16 protein-coding genes are annotated in these 20,966 nt (G+C 70.0%); 5 read left to right on the top strand and 11 right to left on the bottom strand.

Going from position 1 to position 20,966, the window contains the following annotated elements; genetic code table 11:
• Position 1 precedes the first annotated feature (1 nt).
• The 9 genes from EV192_RS32255 to EV192_RS32295 all read right to left on the bottom strand — a co-directional run bounded on the left by EV192_RS32255 (position 2) and on the right by EV192_RS32295 (position 13,750).
• Complete coding sequence (locus EV192_RS32255) at positions 2-1,249, bottom strand: aminotransferase class I/II-fold pyridoxal phosphate-dependent enzyme (RefSeq protein WP_132122155.1); 1,248 nt, start codon at positions 1,247-1,249, stop codon at positions 2-4.
• The gene (locus tag EV192_RS32260) at positions 1,246-3,054 is read right to left on the bottom strand and encodes a condensation domain-containing protein (RefSeq protein ID WP_132122157.1); all 1,809 of its coding nucleotides are present in this window, start codon (positions 3,052-3,054) and stop codon (positions 1,246-1,248) included. Before EV192_RS32260 ends, EV192_RS32255 begins: the two co-directional genes overlap by 4 nt.
• Positions 3,051-4,301, bottom strand: coding sequence for a beta-ketoacyl-ACP synthase II (gene fabF, locus EV192_RS32265; protein WP_243727215.1), 1,251 nt, complete (start codon positions 4,299-4,301; stop codon positions 3,051-3,053). Before fabF ends, EV192_RS32260 begins: the two co-directional genes overlap by 4 nt.
• Complete coding sequence (locus EV192_RS32270) at positions 4,298-5,977, bottom strand: thiamine pyrophosphate-binding protein (protein WP_207926322.1); 1,680 nt, start codon at positions 5,975-5,977, stop codon at positions 4,298-4,300. The genes fabF and EV192_RS32270 overlap by 4 nt, the downstream gene beginning before the upstream one ends.
• Complete coding sequence (locus EV192_RS32275) at positions 5,974-8,622, bottom strand: aldehyde dehydrogenase family protein (RefSeq protein ID WP_132122159.1); 2,649 nt, start codon at positions 8,620-8,622, stop codon at positions 5,974-5,976. The genes EV192_RS32270 and EV192_RS32275 overlap by 4 nt, the downstream gene beginning before the upstream one ends.
• Before the next feature lie 171 nt (positions 8,623-8,793).
• Positions 8,794-10,119, bottom strand: coding sequence for a hypothetical protein (locus EV192_RS32280; RefSeq protein ID WP_132122162.1), 1,326 nt, complete (start codon positions 10,117-10,119; stop codon positions 8,794-8,796).
• A 16-nt stretch (positions 10,120-10,135) separates the two neighbouring features.
• Positions 10,136-12,691: an ABC transporter permease gene (locus tag EV192_RS32285; protein WP_132122164.1), complete on the bottom strand. Its 2,556-nt coding sequence runs from the start codon at positions 12,689-12,691 to the stop codon at positions 10,136-10,138.
• Positions 12,688-13,440, bottom strand: a complete 753-nt coding sequence (locus tag EV192_RS32290) for an ABC transporter ATP-binding protein (RefSeq protein WP_132122166.1) — start codon at positions 13,438-13,440, stop codon at positions 12,688-12,690. Before EV192_RS32290 ends, EV192_RS32285 begins: the two co-directional genes overlap by 4 nt.
• A gap of 10 nt (positions 13,441-13,450) precedes the next feature.
• A complete protein-coding gene (locus EV192_RS32295) occupies positions 13,451-13,750 on the bottom strand; it encodes a hypothetical protein (RefSeq protein WP_132122168.1) in 300 nt (99 codons plus the stop codon).
• Between the two features lie 129 nt (positions 13,751-13,879).
• On the opposite strand from EV192_RS32295, the gene EV192_RS32300 reads away from it, so the two are divergent.
• From EV192_RS32300 to EV192_RS32310, 3 genes are read left to right on the top strand one after another with little or no spacing between them, the layout of a single operon-like run.
• A complete protein-coding gene (locus EV192_RS32300; RefSeq protein ID WP_132122170.1) occupies positions 13,880-15,019 on the top strand; it encodes a sensor histidine kinase in 1,140 nt (379 codons plus the stop codon).
• Positions 15,010-15,663, top strand: coding sequence for a response regulator (locus EV192_RS32305; protein ID WP_132122172.1), 654 nt, complete (start codon positions 15,010-15,012; stop codon positions 15,661-15,663). Before EV192_RS32300 ends, EV192_RS32305 begins: the two co-directional genes overlap by 10 nt.
• Positions 15,664-15,712: 49 nt before the next feature.
• Positions 15,713-16,894, top strand: coding sequence for a GNAT family N-acetyltransferase (locus tag EV192_RS32310; RefSeq protein ID WP_132122174.1), 1,182 nt, complete (start codon positions 15,713-15,715; stop codon positions 16,892-16,894).
• A 2-nt stretch (positions 16,895-16,896) separates the two neighbouring features.
• Here the strand turns inward: EV192_RS32310 and EV192_RS32315 are convergent, their stop codons facing one another.
• Positions 16,897-17,484 carry a dihydrofolate reductase family protein gene (locus tag EV192_RS32315; protein WP_243727216.1) on the bottom strand — a complete coding sequence of 196 codons (588 nt, stop codon included), beginning with the start codon at positions 17,482-17,484 and terminating at the stop codon, positions 16,897-16,899.
• Positions 17,485-17,564: 80 nt separating this feature from the next.
• On the bottom strand, positions 17,565-18,170 hold the full coding sequence (locus tag EV192_RS32320; protein WP_132122176.1) for a TetR family transcriptional regulator C-terminal domain-containing protein: 606 nt from the start codon (positions 18,168-18,170) through the stop codon (positions 17,565-17,567).
• A gap of 72 nt (positions 18,171-18,242) precedes the next feature.
• On the opposite strand from EV192_RS32320, the gene EV192_RS32325 reads away from it, so the two are divergent.
• Complete coding sequence (locus tag EV192_RS32325) at positions 18,243-19,265, top strand: agmatine deiminase family protein (protein WP_132122178.1); 1,023 nt, start codon at positions 18,243-18,245, stop codon at positions 19,263-19,265.
• Complete coding sequence (locus tag EV192_RS32330) at positions 19,262-20,938, top strand: amidase (RefSeq protein WP_132122180.1); 1,677 nt, start codon at positions 19,262-19,264, stop codon at positions 20,936-20,938. The genes EV192_RS32325 and EV192_RS32330 overlap by 4 nt, the downstream gene beginning before the upstream one ends.
• Positions 20,939-20,966 lie beyond the last annotated feature (28 nt).

The raw sequence follows: 20,966 nt of genomic DNA on the forward strand, positions 1-20,966 counted from the left end.
TTCAGATTCCGAGGCGCCGTCGGTAGGTGATGAGAGTGCGCAGGAAGCCGTCCATCTGTTCCTCGGTGTGGCCCGCGTGCGGGAACAAGCGCAGCAGCGCCTGGTTGCGCAGGACGGCCGGGTAGGAGAAGACGGGGACGAGGTAACCGTCCTCGACGAACCACTCCCGCATCTGCAGGGCGGCGGCGTCGTTTCCGATCGGCACCGAGAGCATGTACGACTCGGTCGGCGTTGTCGGCGTGTCGATCTCGTGCATCTGCCTGCGCAGGCGGGCGGCATGTGCCAGGTAGTCGTCGACGATCTTCGGATTCCGGGCGAGGACGTCGATCGTGCGCTCGGCGGCGTACGCGGTGGGTGGCTGGATGGCGGCCGTGAACATCGAGGTGCCGGAGAGCAGTTCGAAGGCGTCGATGGCCGCCGCGGGCCCGGCGATCGCGCCGCCTTCCAGACCGATGGCCTTCGACAGGGACACCATGACGAAGTCGGCCCGGTCCCGGATCGCGGCCGCCTCCCGGGCGTACGGACGGTTCTCGGGCCCGTAGACCATGAAGCCGTTCGCGTCGTCGATCATGCTGATGGCGCCGTGCCGGTCGCACTCGTCAAGAATCTCCACGATCGGCCCCATGGTGCCGTCGGCCGAATAGATGCTCTCGGCGATCACGACAAGCTTCCGGGCGTTGATCCGGTTCAGGATGCGGGCCAGGTCGGCGACATCGTTGTGCCGGAACGCGTGGACGTTACGGCCGTAGTCGAGCCCTTCGAGGCCTTTCCAGATACTCCAGTGAACGTCCCGGTCGGCGACGAAGACGGTGTCGCGATTGCTCACCTCGATCCCGGTGTCGAACTGCGCGGAACTGCTCATGGCGGTGACGAACCCGATGTTGGCGAGCAGCCCGGTGGCGAAGCTGATGGCTCGCTCTTTGCCGGTGTGGCGGGCGATCGTCTCTTCCAGCACCTGGTGCGGGCGGCAGATCCCCTGGGTCATCCTGGATCCGCTGGTGCTCAGGCCGTGGGCGAGCGCCCCCTCGGCGAAATGACGCCGGACCGGGACGTGCCGCTCCAGGTCGAGGAAACTGATGCTGGCGAAGTTCACCAGTTCGCGGCCGTTGCGGACGATGGTCGGTCCGACGGGACCGTCCACCACCGGCGGGCGGTATGCCGTGTCGTGCGTGTTCGCCTCGACGAATTCGGCGAAGGCCCACGGGGCCAAGCGGTCCACGGACGTCGTGGGAGTACGGGACGAGGTCATGGGGAGGTCTCTCTTCCAGGCAAGGGCGCCAGGGCGGCGGCAAGGTGGCCGAGCGAGGCCGTTCCAGCCAGCTCGTCCGACGCGATCCCGGTGAAGCCGGACTGGTGCAGCAGCGCCAGCAGACGAGGGATGGCGACCAGCGTGACTCCGTGGTCGGCGAGGCAACGGTTCATGTCCACGGCGTCGGGTCCGACGGCTGCCACGGCGGCGGCCAGCGCCCGTTCGGCGCTTGTTTCGGGCGGGCGCAACGGGATCCCGTCGGACTCGACGCGGGCCGGGGACAGGACGTAACAGCCAGGGGCCAGGATGCCGGGAACTTCGCCGAGGTGGTCCAGGACGTGGCGGTGCAAGTCGCCGGCGGTGAGATCGGAGGCGGTCCGGGCGTGTGCGACGAGGTGCTCCTCGCTGGGCGCCACCGTCACGTCGAGCACACCGGGATGGCCGCGCAACACGTCTTCGATTCTGGTCAGCGACACCCATCCCTGCGGGGCGCGCCACCATCCAGCGGCGGCCGGTGTGTGCGAGCGTGCCGGGACCGGGCGCTCGGCACCGTCGGCGAGCGCGCGCAGCAGACCGCACAACCGGCCGGCCAACGCCATGGCCTGCCCGGCGTCGAGCAGGTGATCCCCGACGGTGACATCGAGGGTGACGACCCCGCCATCGCGGCTGAAGTCCACGTAGAGCGTGTCGCAGGGCTCGTCAGGTGCGCTGCTGATCCAGTTGGCGGACCCAGTGTTCTGGGTGGGGACCAGGTAGTCGCGTGGCCACGAGTAGCAGTTGTACTCGATGGTGGGCACGGTCGCGACACCGCGGCGACGGTCCATTCGGGACCAGGCGGCGACCAGCTCCGCGGGGCGGTACAGACCGTGCCGGTAGGCCGTGGCGGAGGCGGCCGCGACCGAGGCGACCACCTCGCCGAACGCCGCGCCCGGACGGAGATCGATCTGTACCGGAACCGTCAGGGCCCGGACGTCGACACTGGTGCGCAGCGCGGCCCGGCCTCGGTTGGAGACCACCACTGACGCGAGGAACCGGTGTTCGCCGGTGCGGGTGGCGACGTCGTGGGCCAGTGCCGCGAGCACAACGACTTCCGGGCTGACCCGATAACGCCGGGCGACGCGGTCGAGGTCGTCGTACGCGTCCACCGAGCGGTGCTGGAGGCGGTGGCGCCCGCCGCCGTTGTCGGTCCCGCCGAACGGGGCTAGCACGCCGGTCGGGTTGCTCGCGAGACGCATGAGCCACTCACGCTCGGCTACGCGGGCGCGTTCCAGGTGCTGGGCGGCGACCGTGTCGAGCGGGTGCGTGGGCGCCTCCGCCGGTCCGTCGTCGCCGCGTAGGTGATCGTGCAGCTGGTTGATCATCACCGCCAGCCCCCATCCGTCGATCACGACGTGGTGTGCGGCCAGCAGGACCGCACGCGGCTTTCCCGCCTCAAGCAGCACCCTGGCGAGCCAGGGCGGATTCCGCTCGGGATCGATCGGGCGGGCGGCCAGCGCCGCTGTGGCTGCCGCCAGGGTGGCGGCATCGGCGGCGGGGACGTCGACGTAGTCGACCGGCAGCGGGGCCCAGTCCGCTCGGTGGACGTGTTGGATCGGGCGGAGCGGATCGACAGTGGTGCGCAGCGCCTCGTGGCGGGCGGTGAGGGACGCGAGGGCCACGTGCACGTCGGCAACGGTTGCCGGGGGCGGGATGTGGCAGTGGTCGGCGAGCGGCGTCGGGTTCACCCGCCGTGGTGCGGGAATGGTGCGTTCGTACCAGTGCCACTGCTGGACCCAGGTCAGCGGCCCGCTGCGGGTGACGGTCATACTGCCCGGACCACCAGAGCGGCGTTGTGGCCGCCGAAGCCGAACGAGTTGCTGAGCGCGGTCCGCATCCGCTCGTGGTGCTGCGTCCGGTGCGGCACGAAGTTGATGTCCGGGTCGATCGGCTCGTCGCAGTTGATCGTCGGCGGGACGTCACCCGTGCGCAGGGCCTGGATCGACGCCACGAGCTCGACCGCCCCGGCGGCGCCGATCATGTGCCCGGTCATCGACTTGGTGGAGCTGACCGGGATCCGGGTGACCCGATCCCCCAGCACCTTCCGCAACACGGCGGTCTCGGTGGCGTCGTTCAGTTGCGTTCCTGTGCCGTGCGCGTTGACATAGTCCACATCGGACCCTGTGATTCCCGCGTCGCGCAGCGCTGCCTCGACGGCAAGGCACGCGCCCCGTCCCTCCGGATGCGGGGCGGTCCAGTGATGGGCGTCGGAACTCGCGCCGTAACCCGTGAGTTCGGCCAGGGCCGTCGCCCCTCGTCGTTCGGCCACCTCGGCGGCCTCCAACACCACCACGGCGGCTCCTTCACTCATCACGAACCCGTCGCGGTGTACATCGAACGGCCGGCAAGCTGCGGCCGGGTCGTCGTTGCGTTTGGACAGTGCGCGGGCGTTGCCGCTGGCCGCGAGGTCGACGGTGGTGACGCACGCGTCCGCGCCGCCGGCGATGACGATGTCTGCCTCACCGTTGCTGATCATGCGCATCCCCGCGCCCACCGCGTCGGCGCCGCTGGCGCACGCCGTGCTCAGGGCACGGCTGGGCCCCTGTGCGCCGAGCCGCATGCTGATCTCGCCCGCGGCGCTGTCCATTGCGGTCGTGACCTGGTTGAACGGGCCGATGGCCCGTGGCCCCTTGTCGCGCAGTCGGTTCGCGGCGCGATAGATCGACCCCACCGGGCCGTAGCCGCTGCCGATGATCACGGCGACCCGCGGCGCCAAGTGATCGTCGACGACGAGCCCGGCGTGCTCGCAAGCCTCCAGCGCCGCGGCGAGGGCGTACTGCGCGTACGGGTCGGCGCGACGACTGACCATCGCGGGCATGTAGCGGCCGGGGGTGAATCCGCGGACCTGGCCGCCGATCCGGACTTCGAGATCGGTCACATCGATCGCGTCCACGGTGTCGACGCCGCTGCGGCCGGCCAGCATCGCCGTCCACGTCTCGGTGACAGTGTGGCCAAGTGGCGTCACCGCCCCGTACCCGGTGACCAGCACCTGGCGTCCCGCTTTTGCTTCTGTCACTGGGGAACCACCTCGGCGTCGCGGAGGGACGGGAGGATGTCGCCGGGTGCGACCGGCACCATGAGCACGGCTGTGCCTCCCTGTGCGCAGAACCGTCGCGCGGCGAGAATCTCGTTGGTCAGCGTGGCTTTGTCACGCAGCACTCGACAGTGGATGTCCGGCCCGTCCACCACGGGCGGCGGCGCGCCCGAGCGGACGAAGGGGTGGCGTTCGGCGTCGAGGCCGAGGCGGGAGCGTTGAGCGTCCAGCCAGCCATAGCCGCCGTTGCACAGCACCACGTACAGAACACCGCCATAGGCCGGAGCGGTGACGGCGATGTCCGCGCGGGCCGCGAGGAACGCTCCGTCCCCGATGAACGCGGTGACCTCGTGGTCCGGGGCGGCCCGCTTGACCCCGATGGCCGCGGCCGCGCCGAAGCCCAAGGGGGTTTGCTCCGATGGCACGATCGACCCGCCACCAACGCGGAACGGGAAGCCGTAGGACCACATGTCCTGCAGCCCGTTCTCCTGGACCAGCACGCGCGGCTCGCTGGCGGTGGCGTCGAGCGCGGCGAGCAGTTCAGCGATGCGGATCTCCGGCAGCGTCGCCGCGTGGGCCAGTTCCGCTTCCACGTCAAGCGACATGGCCTTACGGGCGACGGCGATCTCGTTCACCCACACCTCGGTCGTGCGGTCATCGTCCAGCGCCCGCGACCAGCCGAGCACGGCGTGCCGGGCGTCGCCGAGCACGCGCGGACCAGAGAACTCGGCCGACAACCCACCCGGATCGACGTTGACCTGCACCACCGGGACCGAGGGCCATGGCGTTCCCCCTTCGACGACTGTCTCCTCCAGTCGCCCGGCGAGCGACACCACCAGGTCACAGGACGACCACAGCTCACGGGCGGGGGCCGCGGCGTAGAGGCCTGCCGCGCCGCAGAACAGCGGGTGATGCTCGTCGACAGCACCGCGACCGGACGCGGTGGTGAAGAGCGCCGCGCCGAGGCGTTCGGCGAAGCGCTCCACCACACCGTCGTCGTTGCGGTGCCGCATTCCGCCGCCCACCAGCACCACCGGACGCCGGCTCGCCCGGATCGCCGCCAGTGCCGGTCCTGGCGTCACGGGAACGGACTCAAGGACCAGTGGTTCGGGCAGCGTTGGCCGCGGGCCGGTCACGAGGATCTCGGCCGTGCGGACGTCATCGGGTATTTCCAGGTACACGGGTCCGGGTGGCGGTCCCATCGCCCGGGTCAGCGCCGTCACCGTCGCGGGGACGACCCGGTCGGGATGACCTACCCGGTGCGCCCACCGCACGAGGGGCACTGTCACAGCGACTTGGTCGAGTTCCTGGAATCCGCCGCTGCCCCGGCGCCGTTCGGGCGCGCCCGCGGCGAGCACGAGGACCGGCGCACAGGACTCTCGTGCTTCGAGCAGCCCCGTGGCCGCGTGCGTGACAGCCGGCCCTTTGCCCAGTGCGCATACGGCGAGCCGGCCTGACTGCAGCGCGTAGCCGGTCGCCATGTACATCGCGTTGCGCTGGTCACGGCACGGCACGAGGTCCAGGCCGGCGGCGTCGAGGGCGCGAAGCAACTCCAGATCGTCGGCGGGTAGCCCGAAGCAGGTGTCCACCTCGTTCGCCACCAACAAGTCGACGATCGCGGACCACGCGTCGACGTAGCGCTTGCTCACCTGGGTCATCTCCCACCTACCGCGACAGGGGCGGCCGTCAGGAGATTCCGCGCCACGGCCTGCGACATGAGCAGTGGTTCGGCGTGCCGCTCGCCGCCGTAGGAAATGTAGTTCGCCATCATCCCGAAACCGCCGAACGGGCGGTTGCCGTCCTCGGCGTCGAGCAGCGTGTGGTTGACACAGGTTTGGTGCCGCTTGGCCAGAACATTCACCGTCTCCGGATCGTTTCCGTAAACCATCGCTCCCAACGCGCGTTCGCTGAAATACGGACTTGCCAACCGTTCACGCAACCGTCTCGCACTGGGATAGGCCACGACGTTGAACACCGGGGCGAACATCTCGTCCAGGGGGATCTTGTCGTCGAAGTCCCACAGCAGCATGGTCGGCTCGATCCGGCGGCATCGCAGATCGATGCGCCCGCCGTACTGGATGTGACTCGCGTGCCGCACCAGGTAGTCCGAGCAGTTCACCAGCGCCGAGTCGTAGTAGATCGGACCGTAGTCGACGGCCGGGTCGCTGTTCTGCCCGAAACGCAGCGAAGTCAGTTTGGCGGACAACAGGTCGACGAATTCCTCAGTGCGGCCCTGCGGCGCGAACACGACGTCGGGGCCGAAACAGTCCTGGCCCGAATTGTGGAGCCGGATTCTCGCGACGTCGTGTGCGGCGCGCGCGAGATCGGCGTCGGGTGCGATCACGAAGGGGTTGATGCCGTGCCCGAAGAACAGGAAGAGTTGGTCTTCCGCCACCCCTTCGCGGACAGTCTCGGCATTGGCGTAGTCGCCGGTGAAGACGATGAGGTCCGCGTCGCGCACCGGTCCCGTCACGAACTTGCGCCTGCTGAGTTCGAAAAGCTCAATGGGTAGGCCGTGCACCGGAGCCAGCAGGGCGTGCAGTCGTTGCATCTGGCTGGTGATCTGCGAGGACGATCGAAAGGTGATGCTGTCGGTGTAAAGGGACGCCACCAGCATGTAGAGCGCGTACGAATAGAGCGGGATGTTGGACGGCATGAACACCGCGGCCCGAGGCACGCGGCCGGGCCGGCCCCGGCGGATCTCCTCCTCCGCTCCGTCGAGGGTGGCGAGGAACGAACGAATCTCCGCGCTGGCGGTGTGGTGGGGCGAGATCTCGGTGAGAATTCCCAGCACCGCGTCCTCGTTGTCGGCCACATGCCGGCGCACCGCGCGCAGCGCGTCGATACGGTCGGCGAAGGGAATGCGGTAGTCGGACGCGGTGGCGTCGGTGATCGTGGTGCGCGACGCGGGCAGCGAGGTCATGGCGATCTTCTCCAGAACGGCCAGGTCTGGCTTTCCCGTATTCGTGAGGGGCAACGCGGGAAGCACGACGATGTGGTCGGGCTGCTCGTAGCGGGCGAGCACGGAACGCAGCGCCTGTTTCCAGTACGCGGGCTCGTGATCGTCCGGGTCCGCGATCACGAACACCAGGCGACTGCCCAGCCGCTCGTCGGGGACGGCGACGACCTTTGTCTGCGCGCCGGCCGACTCGGCCCGCTCGGCGAGGTGGTCGGGGTAGAGCGTGTGGCCGTCACGGTGCACGGCGTGCTTGCGCCCGACCGGGAAGACGTGGCCGGTGTCGTCGAGCATGCCGATGTCGCCGGTGCGGTGCACGGAACCCGAAACCGGGATTATCTCACCGTCGTCGCCCAGATAGCCGGTCATCAGGCCGTCACTGCGGACGACGAGCTCGCCGAGCCGGCCGTGCGGAAGCGGCCGGCCGTGGTCGTCGTGGACTTCGACGACCACACCGGGCAGCGGTGTGCCGCACCCGACCGGATCGGTGTGGGGCGCCAGAGCGATGTTTCCCACCTCGGTCGCTCCGTAGCCGTCAAGCAGGTGCTGGCCGGTACGGGCGTGGAACCGGGCCGCCAGGTTGCGGCCCAGCGGCGCGCCGCCCACGCACCAGGCTCGTACCGTCTTCAGCGCGGTCGCGAGAGCGGGACGACGCTCGAACAGGTTGAGCAGGCTGTAATAGGTCGACGGGGCACCGTCCACAATGGAGAGACCGTGGTCCACGCCGACCGCGAGCGCACGGTCCAGGCGCGTGGTCGGCCCGTAAACCACGAGCGTGCCCCCGGTCAGCCACCAGCAGAGGACCAGCGACAGGCCATATTGGTGGGAGTACGGCAGGACGGGCAGGAAGACGTCGTCCGGCCGGTATCCCATTCGTTCCGCGCTGAGGGCGAGGTTGTCCAGAATCGAGCGGCCGGAACGGACAATGCCCTTGGGACGGCCTGTCGTACCCGACGACCATGAAATCGCGGCGTCCTGGCGCTGCGCCCATTTCGCGATATCGGGCACGGCCGCTGTGTTCGATACCGTGGTCGACGCGGGCCGTGTCGCCGCGGTGTCGCCCGTACCGTCGTTGATTTCGAATAACACACGCGCCTGAGCGCGGATCTGCGATCGTTGTGACCGGGTGGCTCGATGATCGGCCAATACCACCGAAGCGTCGAGGTGAATGAGCGCGAGCAGATCGACGACCCATTCCGGGGAGTTGCCCCCGATCATCATCACCCGCGAACCAGGTTCGGCGCCGCGGCGGGCAAGAAGTTCAGTGGCGCCGAATACGCGGGCCACGATCTCGTCGGTCTCCCAGATGCGTCCCTCGGCCGAGATCAACCGCCTGAAAACGGGCAACTCGTGCTCCTTGATGCCAGGGGGTGTGTGCGGATTCCTGGACGTACACGTTCGTAATCCCGCGACAACGTCTGCTTCTGTTCAAGAAGATCCGTCTCAACCGACTATCCCATACCCGCAGGCCGGCCGTGTGGCGAGAACACGCCATAGCGCGCCCGCTTTCTTCTGAATTCACGTTCCGGCTGTCAGCACGTCGGCGGCTTCCGCCATGACGGCGACGATCTCGTCGATATGCAGCCGCACGGCCCCTTCACGGTCGCCGACACCGTCAATCTGTGAGCGCAGCCGGTATCGCAGGGTGCCGTCTGGGTCCAACTCCGCGGACAGGTCATTGGTGGTCGGACCCCAGTCCCCGAAGTCCGGCGACTTTCCCGCACGGTAGGCGGCGACGTCCCACCGCAGCGAGTGGGCGAACTGCGGCACGTACGCCGTGTTGTCGAACGGTGTCACGATGGCGCCGTCCAGCCACATCGTGCAGGTGCGCAGTTGTGCCCCATCCGGATCGGCCGGTCCGATCTCGAACGCAAGGCGCGACCGGTCGCCGACCAAGATGTCCATCGCGCACCAACGGGAAACGTCAACGTCGAAGTCGAGCGCCGCGGCCACGGCGTCCAATGTGGCCGCGGTCGCGTCCTCGTCGAGCGTGACCGACTCGGGCAGATCGGCGAACCCCAGGTACTCCAGCGTGCTGCGCAGGCTCGGGTAGTCGGGCGCCCGGTCGGGGTGGGTGGTGTACACGCCGATGTTGCGCAGCGCCGGCACGTGTGGACGGTCCGCACCGGGCACCCGGGTGCCTGCCAGGTACAGCCGCGCGTCCCGGTGATGGGGCGCGGCGTAGTCGGCGGGACCTAGCTCGACAGCGAAGCTCGCCCGGTCGCCGTACACGCCGGCGGTCCGTGTGGCGAACGCGCCGCGCAACTCGCCGGCCACGGCGCGCCAAGCCGCCGGGTCCTCGCCGGTGACCTGCGCGAACCGGCCGTCATCTGCGATGTCAGACCGCTGTCCGGCTAGCCCGAGCAGGCCGTTCGCACTGTGGTGGCGCACCAGCGATTCCTGGTCGAGCATCCCGCGGTGCAATGCGGCCACCGAACGCGGCGTGATCGGCAGCGCCCGCAGCGCCACGGCCGCGTCGACCCGGTCGCCCCAATGCCCGAAGCCTTCGAGCACCGTGGCCACCTCGGACACGTACTCGTCGTTGCCAGTCAGCTCACACAGCACCTGCGCGGTGCGCACACGGAACACGCCGCGCGCCGAGCCAAGAGCGGACTGCAGCAACGCGGCCGTGTCTGACGGCGCGCGGCCAAGGCGGGCCAGAGCGCCCAGCGACTCGACCGCGACGGGATCGTGATCGCCGACACCGGCACGCAACATCCGCTCGACTCGCTCCGGCTTCCGCTCGTGCTCGGCGATCAGCGCACCGAAGTCGGCACCGTCGTGCCACACCAAGTACGGGTCGCCGAACATCTCCCGGCGGAACTCACCCCACGCATCGCCCACCGCGCGAGGCTAGCGCCTACTGCCCTGGCAGCGTGACCGCCTCGATCGGGCCGCGCCGCATCGCCAGCCGCGCGGAGAGCGCGGTGACCGGCCAGACGATCAGGAAGACCGCGAGCACCACGCCGAGGAACACCCAGATCGGGCCGGACGGGATGATCTGTCCGGTCGTCAAGGCCGTGGGCAGCACGGTGAACAGCGCGATGATGATGCCGAGCACCAGCCCGACCACCGCGACGATGCCGCTCTCGATGAACAGCATCCGCCGGATCTGACCGCGGTCCGCGCCCGCCAGTCGTTGCGCCCCGAACTCCCGGCGGCGGGCCAGGACGGCCACCGCGAGGGTGTTCACCGCCGCGATCGCCGCGTAGGCGATGGCGAGCACGGCCAACAGGTAGTTGATCATCGCCTCGACGTCCGCGCTGGCCTGGAAGTTGTTCGTCAGCACCGAATCGTCGCCGACGGTGAGACCCGGCCAGTCCTTGAGGCGGCTGGTCAGCGCGGACACGACGCCGGTCGAGTCGGTCGCCTTCACCAGCACCTGCGCGGGCAGCCCGCTCGTGGTGTGCGGCGTGAGGAGCTCGGCCGGCAACACCATGCTCGGGTAGCTCGACGGGCTGTCGAGCAGCGCGACGACGTTCACCTGGGCCTGTGCCCCGTCGCCGAGCCGCATGGTGATCTTGTCGCCGACCTTGAGCCGCAGGCTGTCGGCGACGTCCTGCGGCAGCGCGACGGTGTTGCCTTTCAGGTCCTTCAGCGAGCCCTGTGTGACGTCGGTGGCGAGCACCGTGCCGCCCTGGTCCTCAGCGGAGACGCCGAGTAGACGCAACGGGTCGCTGCCGGTGCCGTCGTAGGGCTGCTCGATCCAGCCGGAGCTGATGACCAGCGGCGAAGCCGTGCTGACGCCCGGGGTGCTGCGGATCTGCGCGAGCGCCTCGGGCGAGATCCCGCCGGTGTCCGTGCTGACCACCGCGTCGGCCTTCAGCTGGTTGGTGTACGCCGCCACCTGAGCCTTCTGCGCCGTCGTCTCCGAGTAGACGTTGCCGAGCGCGACCGCGCTGGCGAGCGTGATCGGCGTGAGCGCCGCGGCGAACGCCACCGCGCGGGCACGCGAGTTGATCACGGCGAGAGTGGCGTCCCGGCCGGCGACCCGCCGGATGAACGGGCCGAAGCGGTCGGCGACGAAGGCCATGATCTCCGGGCCGACCAGCGCCACCGCGATGGCTCCGGTGAGCACCGCCGGGCCGCCGATCGCCGCGGCCGTGTCGGCGGGCATGAACACCGTGGTGCCCGCGAGTAGCACGGTCGCCGCGGCGCAGATCACCGCGCCGGTGCGGCGCAACGGGTTCACCTTCGCGCTCGGGATCGCCGCCTCGGCCAGCGCCTGGATCGGCCGGGCCCGTGCCGCGGCCAGCGCGGTGAACCACGCGGCGGCGAAGACGATCGCGAGCGTGGCGAGGATGCCCGCGCCGAACGCGATGATGTCCTGCTGGAACACCAGCTCGTTCGGCACGATGCCGAGCGACACACTGGTGTCGAAGATCTGGTTGCCGAGCAGGCGGCCGAGGACCACACCGCACAACGCGGCGATCGCGCCGACGGCCATGGTCTCGGCGAGCACCATCCGGTGCACCTGTTTCGGCGTCGCGCCGGTGGCCCGCAGCAGCGCGAGCTCCTGCTGCCGCTGCCGCACGGTGAGGCTGATCGTCGCGGCGACGACCAGTGCCATGACCACCAGCACCATCCCGCCGAACACCGCGGCCAGCAGGATCAGCGGGAGCCGGCTGTTGTCCACGCCGAGGAACTCGGCCGCGCCTCGGTCGTCGCCGGTCAGCACGCTGACGTTGGGCACCTGCTCGGCGATGCGCGCGGCGAGATCACCGACGTCAACGCCTTCGGACGGGAACACGCCGACCAGATCGACGCGGCCCTGATGAGTGGCGAACCGTTGGGTGTCGGCCACGGCGAAGAAGAACGCGGCCCGCTGCACACGCTGGCCGGGCTCGGCGATCCCCGCGACGACGAAGGACTGTTTCTGCCCGTTCACCACGACGTCGACGGTCGCGCCGGCGCTGATGCCGGCCGCGTCCGCGGTGGCCGAGTCGACCACGACCTGGCCCGCGGCCGGCGCTTGCCCGCCCTGGCGCAGGACGTAGCCGCCGAGCGTGCCGGAGTCCCAGCCGTGTCCGGAAAGGACGGACGCGCCGGAGACCTGGGGCGTCCCGTCGCGCAGCAACGTGGCCGGGAACGACACGTCCGCGACCACCTGCCGCACGCCCGGCACCGCGGCGATCTTGGCGATCTGGTCCCCGGGCAGCCCGGTCCGCTCGACGTACGGGACCACCTGCGACTCTTCGTCCGGCAGCTGGAAGGCCGACGAACCGCCGACCACGATCGGGGCCGCCGCGAGCCGCTGCGGCTGCGCCCGCAGCACGATCGCGGTTTCGAACAGCCCGGCGCACGAGATCAGCAGGCCGCAGCCGATCAGGATCGCGACGAACGACGCGAGCGACGCGGCCGCGCGGTACCGCAGGCTGGCCAGCGCCAGGTTGACCACCACCCGCCGCGGGCTCACCGCTGACCCCGCTTGGCCCGCGCACCAAGCTGCGCCAGCGTGGCCGCGACGGCTTCGACGCCCGGCGCCGCCATCTGCGTGACGATCTGGCCGTCCACCAGGAACAGCACAGCGTCCGCGAAGGACGCCGCCACCGGATCGTGCGTGACCATCACGATGGTCTGGCCCGCGCTCACCAGCTCGCGCATCAGGGTCAGCACCTCGAGCGCGGTGTTCGTGTCCAGCGCGCCGGTCGGCTCGTCGGCGAACACCACTGCCGGGCGCGCGGCCAGTGCACGGGCGATCGCGACGCGTTGCTGCTGGCCACCGGACAGCTCACCGGGCCGGTGCTTGACGCGCTGCGTCAGCCCGACCCGTGCGATCACCTGGTCCACCCACGCCCGGTCCGGCTCGCGGCCGGCCAGCAGCGTCGGCAGGGTGACGTTCTGCTCGACGTTCAACGCGGGCATCAGATTGAAGGCCTGGAAGACGAACGCGACGTGCTGGCGGCGAAGCTCGGTCAGCTGAGTTTCGCTCTGGCCGGTCAGGTCGGTCCCCACCAGGGTGACGCGGCCCGCGCTCGGCTGGTCGAGCCCGGCCGCGCAGTGCAGCAGCGTGCTCTTGCCGGATCCGGACGGGCCCATCACCGCGGTGAAGGTGCCGGCGGGGAAGTTCACGGAGACCCCGGCAAGCGCTTGCACAGCGCTCTCGCCGGAACCGTAGGTCTTGCGCACCGAATCCAGCCGGACCGGGGACTCGACAGACGTCATCGTGGGCACGTCATTCACTCCGATCCGTTCGGAACCGCTCGATGCCGGTGAGCACGCCGACGGCGATCGCCACGGGGACGGCGGTCCACAGCCACCACGGTGCGCGCAGTCCACCGCCGAGGATGGCGATCATCAGCCAGACGATGACCTGGACCAGGGTCACCGCCGCACCGGCGAGGACCACGATCTGCCGGGCGACCAGGCGTCGCCTGCTCGTCGGGTCGATGTCACGCCGGACAGGCCGGACGACGTCGGTGACCAGCGTGCGGAACGGGTGCCGGGCACGTGCCGCGTCGTTGTCGTTGTTCATGGTGGTGACACTGGCGGTCGACGGCATCGGCGGCATCGGCGCTGGGTGGTCGTCGGATCGACGAAAGTCGCAGTCACCCCCCGTCCATCGACGGATGCCCGAGCGACGGCGCTGTCTAGTCTCGGGCAGGTGATCGACGACGCGGGTACCACCCGCAGGCCGGACTGGTTGGCGGTAGCGCGCACGGCGACGTTGGTGCTGCTCTCGTTCGCCGGCGGGCTGTCGCTGCTCTACGGGGTGTTGGAAGCCGGGCCCGGCGGTGTAGCGCGCGTGCTGGATATCGCCGTGGGCGCGCTCGCCAGCCTCGCGCTGGTCCTGCGTCACCGGGCACCCGTCGTCCTGGCCGTGGTCCTGGCCGGTGTCGCCGCGGTCATCGCCTCGGCCGGATTGGCCAACATGCTCGCGCTCTACGCGGTGGCCCGCCGTCGCCGGCTGCGGGTCGCGCTCGCCGTGGCCGTCGTCAACGTCGTCTCAGGCTGCGTGTTCTGGCTGGTGTACGCAGGCAACAACTCCCTCAGCCTGACCATCGCGGTCAATGTGGCGATGGCGGCGGCGTTCAGCGCCTGGGGGGCGCTGCAGCAGACGCAGCACAAGCTCGTCGACTCCTACCGCGAACGGGCCGAACGGGTCGAGCGGGAGCAGGAGCTGCGTGAGGCCGAGGTCCTGTACGCCGAGCGGGCGCGGATCGCCCGGGAGATGCACGACGCGGTCGCGCACCGCGTCTCCTTGGTCGCTCTGCACGCCGGTGGACTGACCGTGGCCACCGGCCTGTCCGAGGAAGACGTGCGATCCGCGGGGGATCTCATCCGGTCGGCGGCGGTGCAGGCACTGCAGGAGTTGCGCACCGCACTCGGCGTGCTGCGCGCCGACGAGGCCGCGACACTCGAACAGCCGGGACTCGACCGACTCGACGACCTGCTCGACGAGGCCCGCACGGCGGGTCAACGGATCACGCTGTCGGTGCACGGAGACCTGCGTGACGCGCCGCCCAGCATCGGCCGGGCCGCTTACCGGATCGTGCAGGAAGGGCTGACCAACGCCCGCAAGCACGCCGCAGGGGCCGAGGTCTCGGTGCTGGTGCGCCGCGCCGACGGCCTGTTGCAGGTGCGCGTCGGCAACGTGGCGGTGGCCGACTCGTTGGACGTGCCAGGGTCACGTCGTGGGCTCGTCGGCCTGCGTGAGCGGGCCGTCCTCGCGGGTGGGAGCCTGAGCCATGGTCGAACCGACGCAGGAGAGTTCGTGCTGAACGCGGAGCTGCCGTGGATGTGACACAAGTGCTACTTGTCGACGACGACGCCATGGTGCGCACCGGCCTCAGGATGGTGCTGTCCGCCGACCCCACCCTGCGCGTCGTGGCGGAGGCGACCAACGGCCGCCAGGCGGTGGCGATGGTGCGCGACATGGCGCCCGAAGTCGTCCTCATGGACCTGCAGATGCCAGTGCTGGACGGCATCGCGGCCACCCGGGAGCTGCGGGCGAACGGCTACACACACCCAGTGCTCGTCCTGACCACCTTCCAGATCGACACCTACGTCGTGGAGGCGCTGCGCGCCGGCGCCAACGGCTACCTGCTCAAGGACACCGCCCCCGAGGAGATCATCCGGGCCGTGCACGTCGCCGCCGCGGGTGACTCCGTGTTCTCCGCAGCGATCACCAAACGACTCGTCGCCACGATCGGGCACCCCGACCCCACCGCGACCGACGACGCGCGCCGCAGGCTCGACCGGTTGACCGATCGGGAACGTGACGTGGCGAACGCCGTCGCCGCGGGCAGTTCGAACGCGGTGATCGCGGCCGACCTGAAGATGAGCGAGGCCACGGTCAAGTCACACGTCTCCCGCATCCTCGCCAAGACCGGCGCCGAGAACCGGGTGCAGATCGCCCTGCTCGTCTACCAGGTCGGTCCGGCGTAACACGATCAATCCGGTTGCACCCACTACGCCCAAGATTAGGGTGTAGCTGATGCAGATCCGCAGGCAGGCGCCTGATGAGCGCCTTCTCCAAAGCACCCCTCCCGACTGGTACGCGTTCTCCCCGTCGCCGGTGTCGCCCGATCTGGCGACCAAGCTGAAAGCGAACGAGAAGTACTACGTCGACAGCGTCACCTTGATCGCCGAGGAGAACGGCCAGGCGGTGGTCTCGGCCTCGGCGATACCCATGCGGCAGAACGTCCGCGGGCACGTCGTGCCGTTGGCGGGCCTGTCCGGGGTCGCGTCGATGCCGCAGGTCCGGCGGCGTGGGCTCGTCCGGCAGGTGCTGACCGAGCTGCTGGGACAGGTGCGGGACTCGGGGTTCGTTGTGTCGGCGCAGTACCCGTTCCGACCGTCGTTCTATGACCGGTTCGGCTATGTCGGCGTGCCGAAGGCCAGGACCGCGCGGTTCAACCCGGCCGACCTGACGTATCTGCAGCGCGCCGACCTGCCGGGCGAGGTGACCTGGGGGCCGATCGCCGAGGGATACGACGACTACCGGGCCCTTGCCCTGGAGATCTTGCCGCAGCGGCACGGGTTCTCGGTGCTGCCGGACTCGCGGGACGTGTACGCGCGGGACAAGAACGAGAAGTGGCTGGCGGCCGCGCGGGTTGACGGCAATGTGGTCGGTGCCGTTGCGTACACCATCACCGGGCACGCCGAAACGTTGCAAGCCGACGACTTGCTGGCCACGACACCGCTGGGCCGGGCGCTGCTGCTGCAGTTCTTCGCCCGGCACGCCGACCAGGTCGGCGAGGTCAGCGTCCGGATCGCCCCGGACGAGCATCCCGAACTCTGGGCCACCGACCTGGCCGTGCGGGTGGAGACGGACGTGACCTACCCGACCGGAGCCGCGCCGATGGCTCGGGTGCTGTCCGTGGCTGGGTTGCACGGCATGCCAGTCGGCAGTGGACACGTGTCCGTCGAGATCGTGGACGACCCGTACATCGCCGGAAAGTACGTACTGGACGGCACATCCGGCGCGCTGGACGTCACCACCGGGGGCGACCCGGCGGTCACGCTCAACGCGGCCGGATTCGCCGGCCTGGTGTACGGCGTGCTCGATCCGTCCGATGTGGACCTTCGCGGCTTCGGGCACGTGCCAACGGACTCCGCCGCCGAACTGGCCAGCCTGTTCCCCCGTCGGGTGCCGTACTTCTTCGCCAGGTACTGAGGTTACTTCTTGATCTGGTAGCGCAGCAGGGCCACGCCGTTGTCGAACCCGGTGGCCTCGACCAGCTTCAGGTCCTGGCGATCCTCGAAAACGCGTGTTCCCGTGCCGCGTGACGCCGGGCAGACCAGCATCCGGACCTCGTCGACCACACCGGCGGCCAGCAGGGACCGCATGAGCGTCAAGCTCCCCCACAGCCAGATGTCCTTGCCGCTCCGCTCCTGGAGCTCCCGGATGGTGGCCACCGGGTCGCGCGTCACCCCCGCGGCGGAGAAGTCGCCCCAGGGGGCGTCATCCAGCTTCGACGAGGCGACGAACTTGGTGAGGTTGTTGAGCTTCCTGCCGTACTCGCCCTGCTCCTCGGCGTGTGGCCAGTAGCCTTTGGTCTGGTTGTAGGTGTTCGCGCCGAGGATCATCGTGTCGACCGAGTCGATGAAGCCCATCACGGCGTTCTTGAAGGGGTCGTCGGTGACCTCGTCGTCGAACGGCTCCCCCGACACGAAGCTGAGGCCGCCGTCCTCCTCCGCGGCGATGTTGTCGACGGTCACCCACTGCTGGACGATGAGCTTGCGCATGGCTGTCCCTTTCGGCACGCGCGGCCACGCTGGCCGCGTCTGCCCCGGAGACGGAGCCGCCACGCCGTACTCGACATCCCCGGCGAAATCTTTTTCAGTCATCGACCGCCGAGCATCGCCTCGACCGCCCGCACGGTCAGTGAGCTGCGCTCGGCCGGCCGGCCCCAGCGGAGGAGGGCCTGGGCGTTGAGGCCGTCGATCATGCCGATCAGCTGCCACGCGACGGCCGCCGGATCGTCGGTGGTGAACTCGCCCGCGGCCGTGCCGGCCACGATGATCTGCTCGACGGCCTGCTGCCAGGCGTCCATCGCGGCCCGGACCGCCTCCGCGAGCGGGTCGTTGCGCCGGCCCAGGGTCCAGGACTCGACCCAGACCACGGTGACGTCCACGCGGCCCTCATCGAACAGGGTCTCCACCAGCCGTTGCAGCCGGGCGCGGGCGGTCGGCTCGCCGGCCACCAGGTCGACGACCTCGTCCAGTTCGGTCTGGACGATCGTGGTGAACGTGTCCGCGACCAGTTCGTCCATGCTCGGGGCGTAGTGCGCGACCAGGGCGGGTGTCACGCCGGCGCGGGCGGCGACGGCCCGCAGGGTGACCGCGCCGAGGCCCTGGTCGAGGGCGATCTCGCGGGCTGTTTCGGCGATCTGCGCGGCGCGCTCCGCCGGCGCCTTCCGCTCCGCTCTCTTCCGGACGTTTGTTGACATCGCGGCCCAGTCTAGTTACCGTCACGCCACTATTGATCGACCGATCAATAAGGTGACCCTCCGGGAGCTCGAATGGCCTGGCGTATGCCCGCGGAAACCGCGCCGCACGAACGCGTCTGGATGGCGTTCCCCCGCGCCGGCCGAACCTTGGGCGACGACCCGGCCGCGGCGCAGGAGGCATACGCCGCGTGGGCCACGGTCGCGAACGCCGTCGCCGAGTTCGAGCCGGTGGTGATGGTCGTCGACCCGAGCGAGCGCGAACGGGCCCGGCGCCTGCTGGGTGGCGAGGTCAAGCAGGTCGAAGCCGCGCTCGACGACTTCTGGATGCGGGACATCGGCCCCACGTTCGTGGTCGACGACGAACGGCCCGGTGTGCTCGGCGCGGTCGACTGGGTGTTCAACGGCTGGGGCGCCGCGGACTGGGCGTCGTGGGAGCACGACCGGGAGATCGGCCGGCTCGTCACGGACGAGTCGGGCGCGGAACCGGTCAGCTCGCTGCTGGTCAACGAAGGCGGCGCGATCCACGTCGACGGCGAGGGCACCGTGCTGGTCACCGAGACCGTCCAGCTCGACCCCGGCCGCAACCCGTACGTGACCAAGGCTCGCGTCGAGTCCGAGCTGCGGCGCACGATCGGCGCGACCCGGGTGATCTGGCTGCCATGCGGCCTGACCAGGGACTACGCGGAACTCGGCACTCGCGGGCACGTCGACATGGTGGCGACGATCCCGTCACCCGGCCGGCTGCTGCTGCACGCCCAGCCCGATCCCGGCCACCCCGACCACGCCGTGATGAGGGAGGTCCGTGCGGCGCTCGACGGACGGGAGTTCGAGATCATCGAGCTACCCGCGCCGACCACTCTCCGCGACGCCGACGGCTTCGTCGACTGGAACTACGTCAACCACCTTCCGGTGAACGGCGGCGTGATCGCGTGCGGTTACGGCGACGCGCGGGCGGACGCGGTGGCCGCCGGGATCCTCGCCGAGGCGTACCCCGGCCGGCGGGTCGTGACCGTCGACGCGCGCCCGATCCTGGCCCGTGGCGGCGGTGTCCACTGCATCACCCAGCAGCAGCCGGTCGTTGGGAGCGGGCGATGAGCGGATTCGACGTTGTCGAGGCCACGATCGCGCAGCTACGCGCGGCGATGGCCGACGGCCGGACGACGAGCGAGCAGCTTCTCGCCGTCTATCTGGCGCGGATCAAAGCGTACGACTCGAAGCTGAACGCTGTCGTGGTGATGAACCCGTCCGCCGTGGCCGACGCGCGTGCCTCGGACGAGCGCCGCGCCCGCGGTGAGACGCTCGGCCCGCTCGACGGGATTCCTTACACCGCAAAGGACAGCTACCTCGCCCGGGGACTCGTCGCGGCGGCGGGCTCCCCCGCGTTCGCGGAACTCACCGCGCAGCGCGACGCCTTCGTGATCGAACGGCTGCGCGCCGGTGGTGCCGTCCTCATTGGACTGACGAACATGCCGCCGATGGCCAACGGCGGTATGCAGCGCGGACTGTACGGCCGTGCCGAAAGCCCGTACAACGCCGACTACCTCACCGCCGCGTTCGCGTCCGGTTCCTCCAACGGGTCCGGCACGGCCACCGCCGCCAGTTTCGCGGCGTTCGGCCTCGGTCAGGAGACCTGGTCCAGCGGCCGGGCGCCCGCGTCGAACAACGGCCTGTGCGCCTACACGCCGTCCCGTGGCGTGATCTCCGTGCGGGGCAACTGGCCGCTCGTCCCGACCATGGACGTGGTCGTCCCGCACACCCGCACCATGGCGGACATGCTTGAGGTGCTGGACGTGATCGTCGCCGACGACCCCGAGACGCGCGGCGACTTCTGGCGTGCCCAGCCGTGGGTGCCGATCCCGCACGTGCGCCCCGCGTCCTACCGAGCACTTGCGGCCACGCCGGAACTCCTTGCCGGACGGCGATTCGGGGTGCCGAAGATGTACGTCAACGCGGACCCCGACGCCGGGACCGCCGCCAGTCCAGGCATCGGCGGCGCGACCGGACGGCGGATCGTCACCCGTGACTCCATACTGACCCTGTGGGAGGCGGCCCGGAGGGATCTCGAAGCCGCCGGCGCCGAGGTGGTGCTTGTGGACTTCCCGGTCGTCTCGAACTACGAGGGCGACCGGCCCGGAGCCCCGACCATCCGGACGCGCGGGCTGGTGCGTCCCGAGTTCCTGCAGCGGGAGATCGTCGACCTGGCGGCATGGGCGTGGGACGACTTCCTGCGCGCCAACGGCGATCCGGCGCTGAACCGGCTCGCCCAGGTGGACGGCGGCCGGATCTTCCCGCGTCCCGAGGGCGCCCTGCCGGACCGCTACGACGGCTTCGACGACGACATCGCCGCGTATCCCGGACAGGTCCCGGATGGACACTTCACCGACATCCCGGAACTCGCCGACGGAATACGTGGCCTGGAAGAGACCCGCCGCACCGATTTCGACGAATGGCTGGACGATCTCGGCCTGGCCGCCGTGTGCTTCCCGGCAGTGGCCGACGTGGGCCGCGCCGACATGGACAAGAACCTGGTGTCGGCCGAGGACGGTTGGCGCAACGGTGTCTGGGTGGCGAACGGCAACCTCGTCCCGCGGCATCTCGGCATCCCGACGGTCACCGTGCCGATGGGCGTCATGGCCGACATCGGGATGCCCGCCGGGCTGACGTTCGCCGGCCGCGGCCACGACGACATCACCCTGCTGCGGCTCGCCGCGGCGTTCGAAGCCACCGGTGCGCGGCGGGTGCCGCCGCCGCTGCTGCCGAGTACCTGATCCAGTCCCGACGAACAGCGTTGTTCCG

The organism is Actinocrispum wychmicini (genome assembly GCF_004345645.1).
GTDB lineage: Bacteria > Actinomycetota > Actinomycetes > Mycobacteriales > Pseudonocardiaceae > Kibdelosporangium > Kibdelosporangium wychmicini.

Coding starts and splice junctions, on each gene's coding strand:
- EV192_RS32310 (WP_132122174.1), top strand. CDS start 15,713: ATGCAGATCCGCAGGCAGGCGCCTGATGAGCGCCTTCTCCAAAGCACC.
- EV192_RS32330 (WP_132122180.1), top strand. CDS start 19,262: ATGAGCGGATTCGACGTTGTCGAGGCCACGATCGCGCAGCTACGCGCG.
- EV192_RS32295 (WP_132122168.1), bottom strand. CDS start 13,750: ATGAACAACGACAACGACGCGGCACGTGCCCGGCACCCGTTCCGCACG.
- EV192_RS32325 (WP_132122178.1), top strand. CDS start 18,243: ATGGCCTGGCGTATGCCCGCGGAAACCGCGCCGCACGAACGCGTCTGG.
- EV192_RS32260 (WP_132122157.1), bottom strand. CDS start 3,054: ATGACCGTCACCCGCAGCGGGCCGCTGACCTGGGTCCAGCAGTGGCAC.
- EV192_RS32290 (WP_132122166.1), bottom strand. CDS start 13,440: ATGACGTCTGTCGAGTCCCCGGTCCGGCTGGATTCGGTGCGCAAGACC.
- EV192_RS32255 (WP_132122155.1), bottom strand. CDS start 1,249: ATGACCTCGTCCCGTACTCCCACGACGTCCGTGGACCGCTTGGCCCCG.
- EV192_RS32320 (WP_132122176.1), bottom strand. CDS start 18,170: ATGTCAACAAACGTCCGGAAGAGAGCGGAGCGGAAGGCGCCGGCGGAG.
- EV192_RS32270 (WP_207926322.1), bottom strand. CDS start 5,977: ATGACCCAGGTGAGCAAGCGCTACGTCGACGCGTGGTCCGCGATCGTC.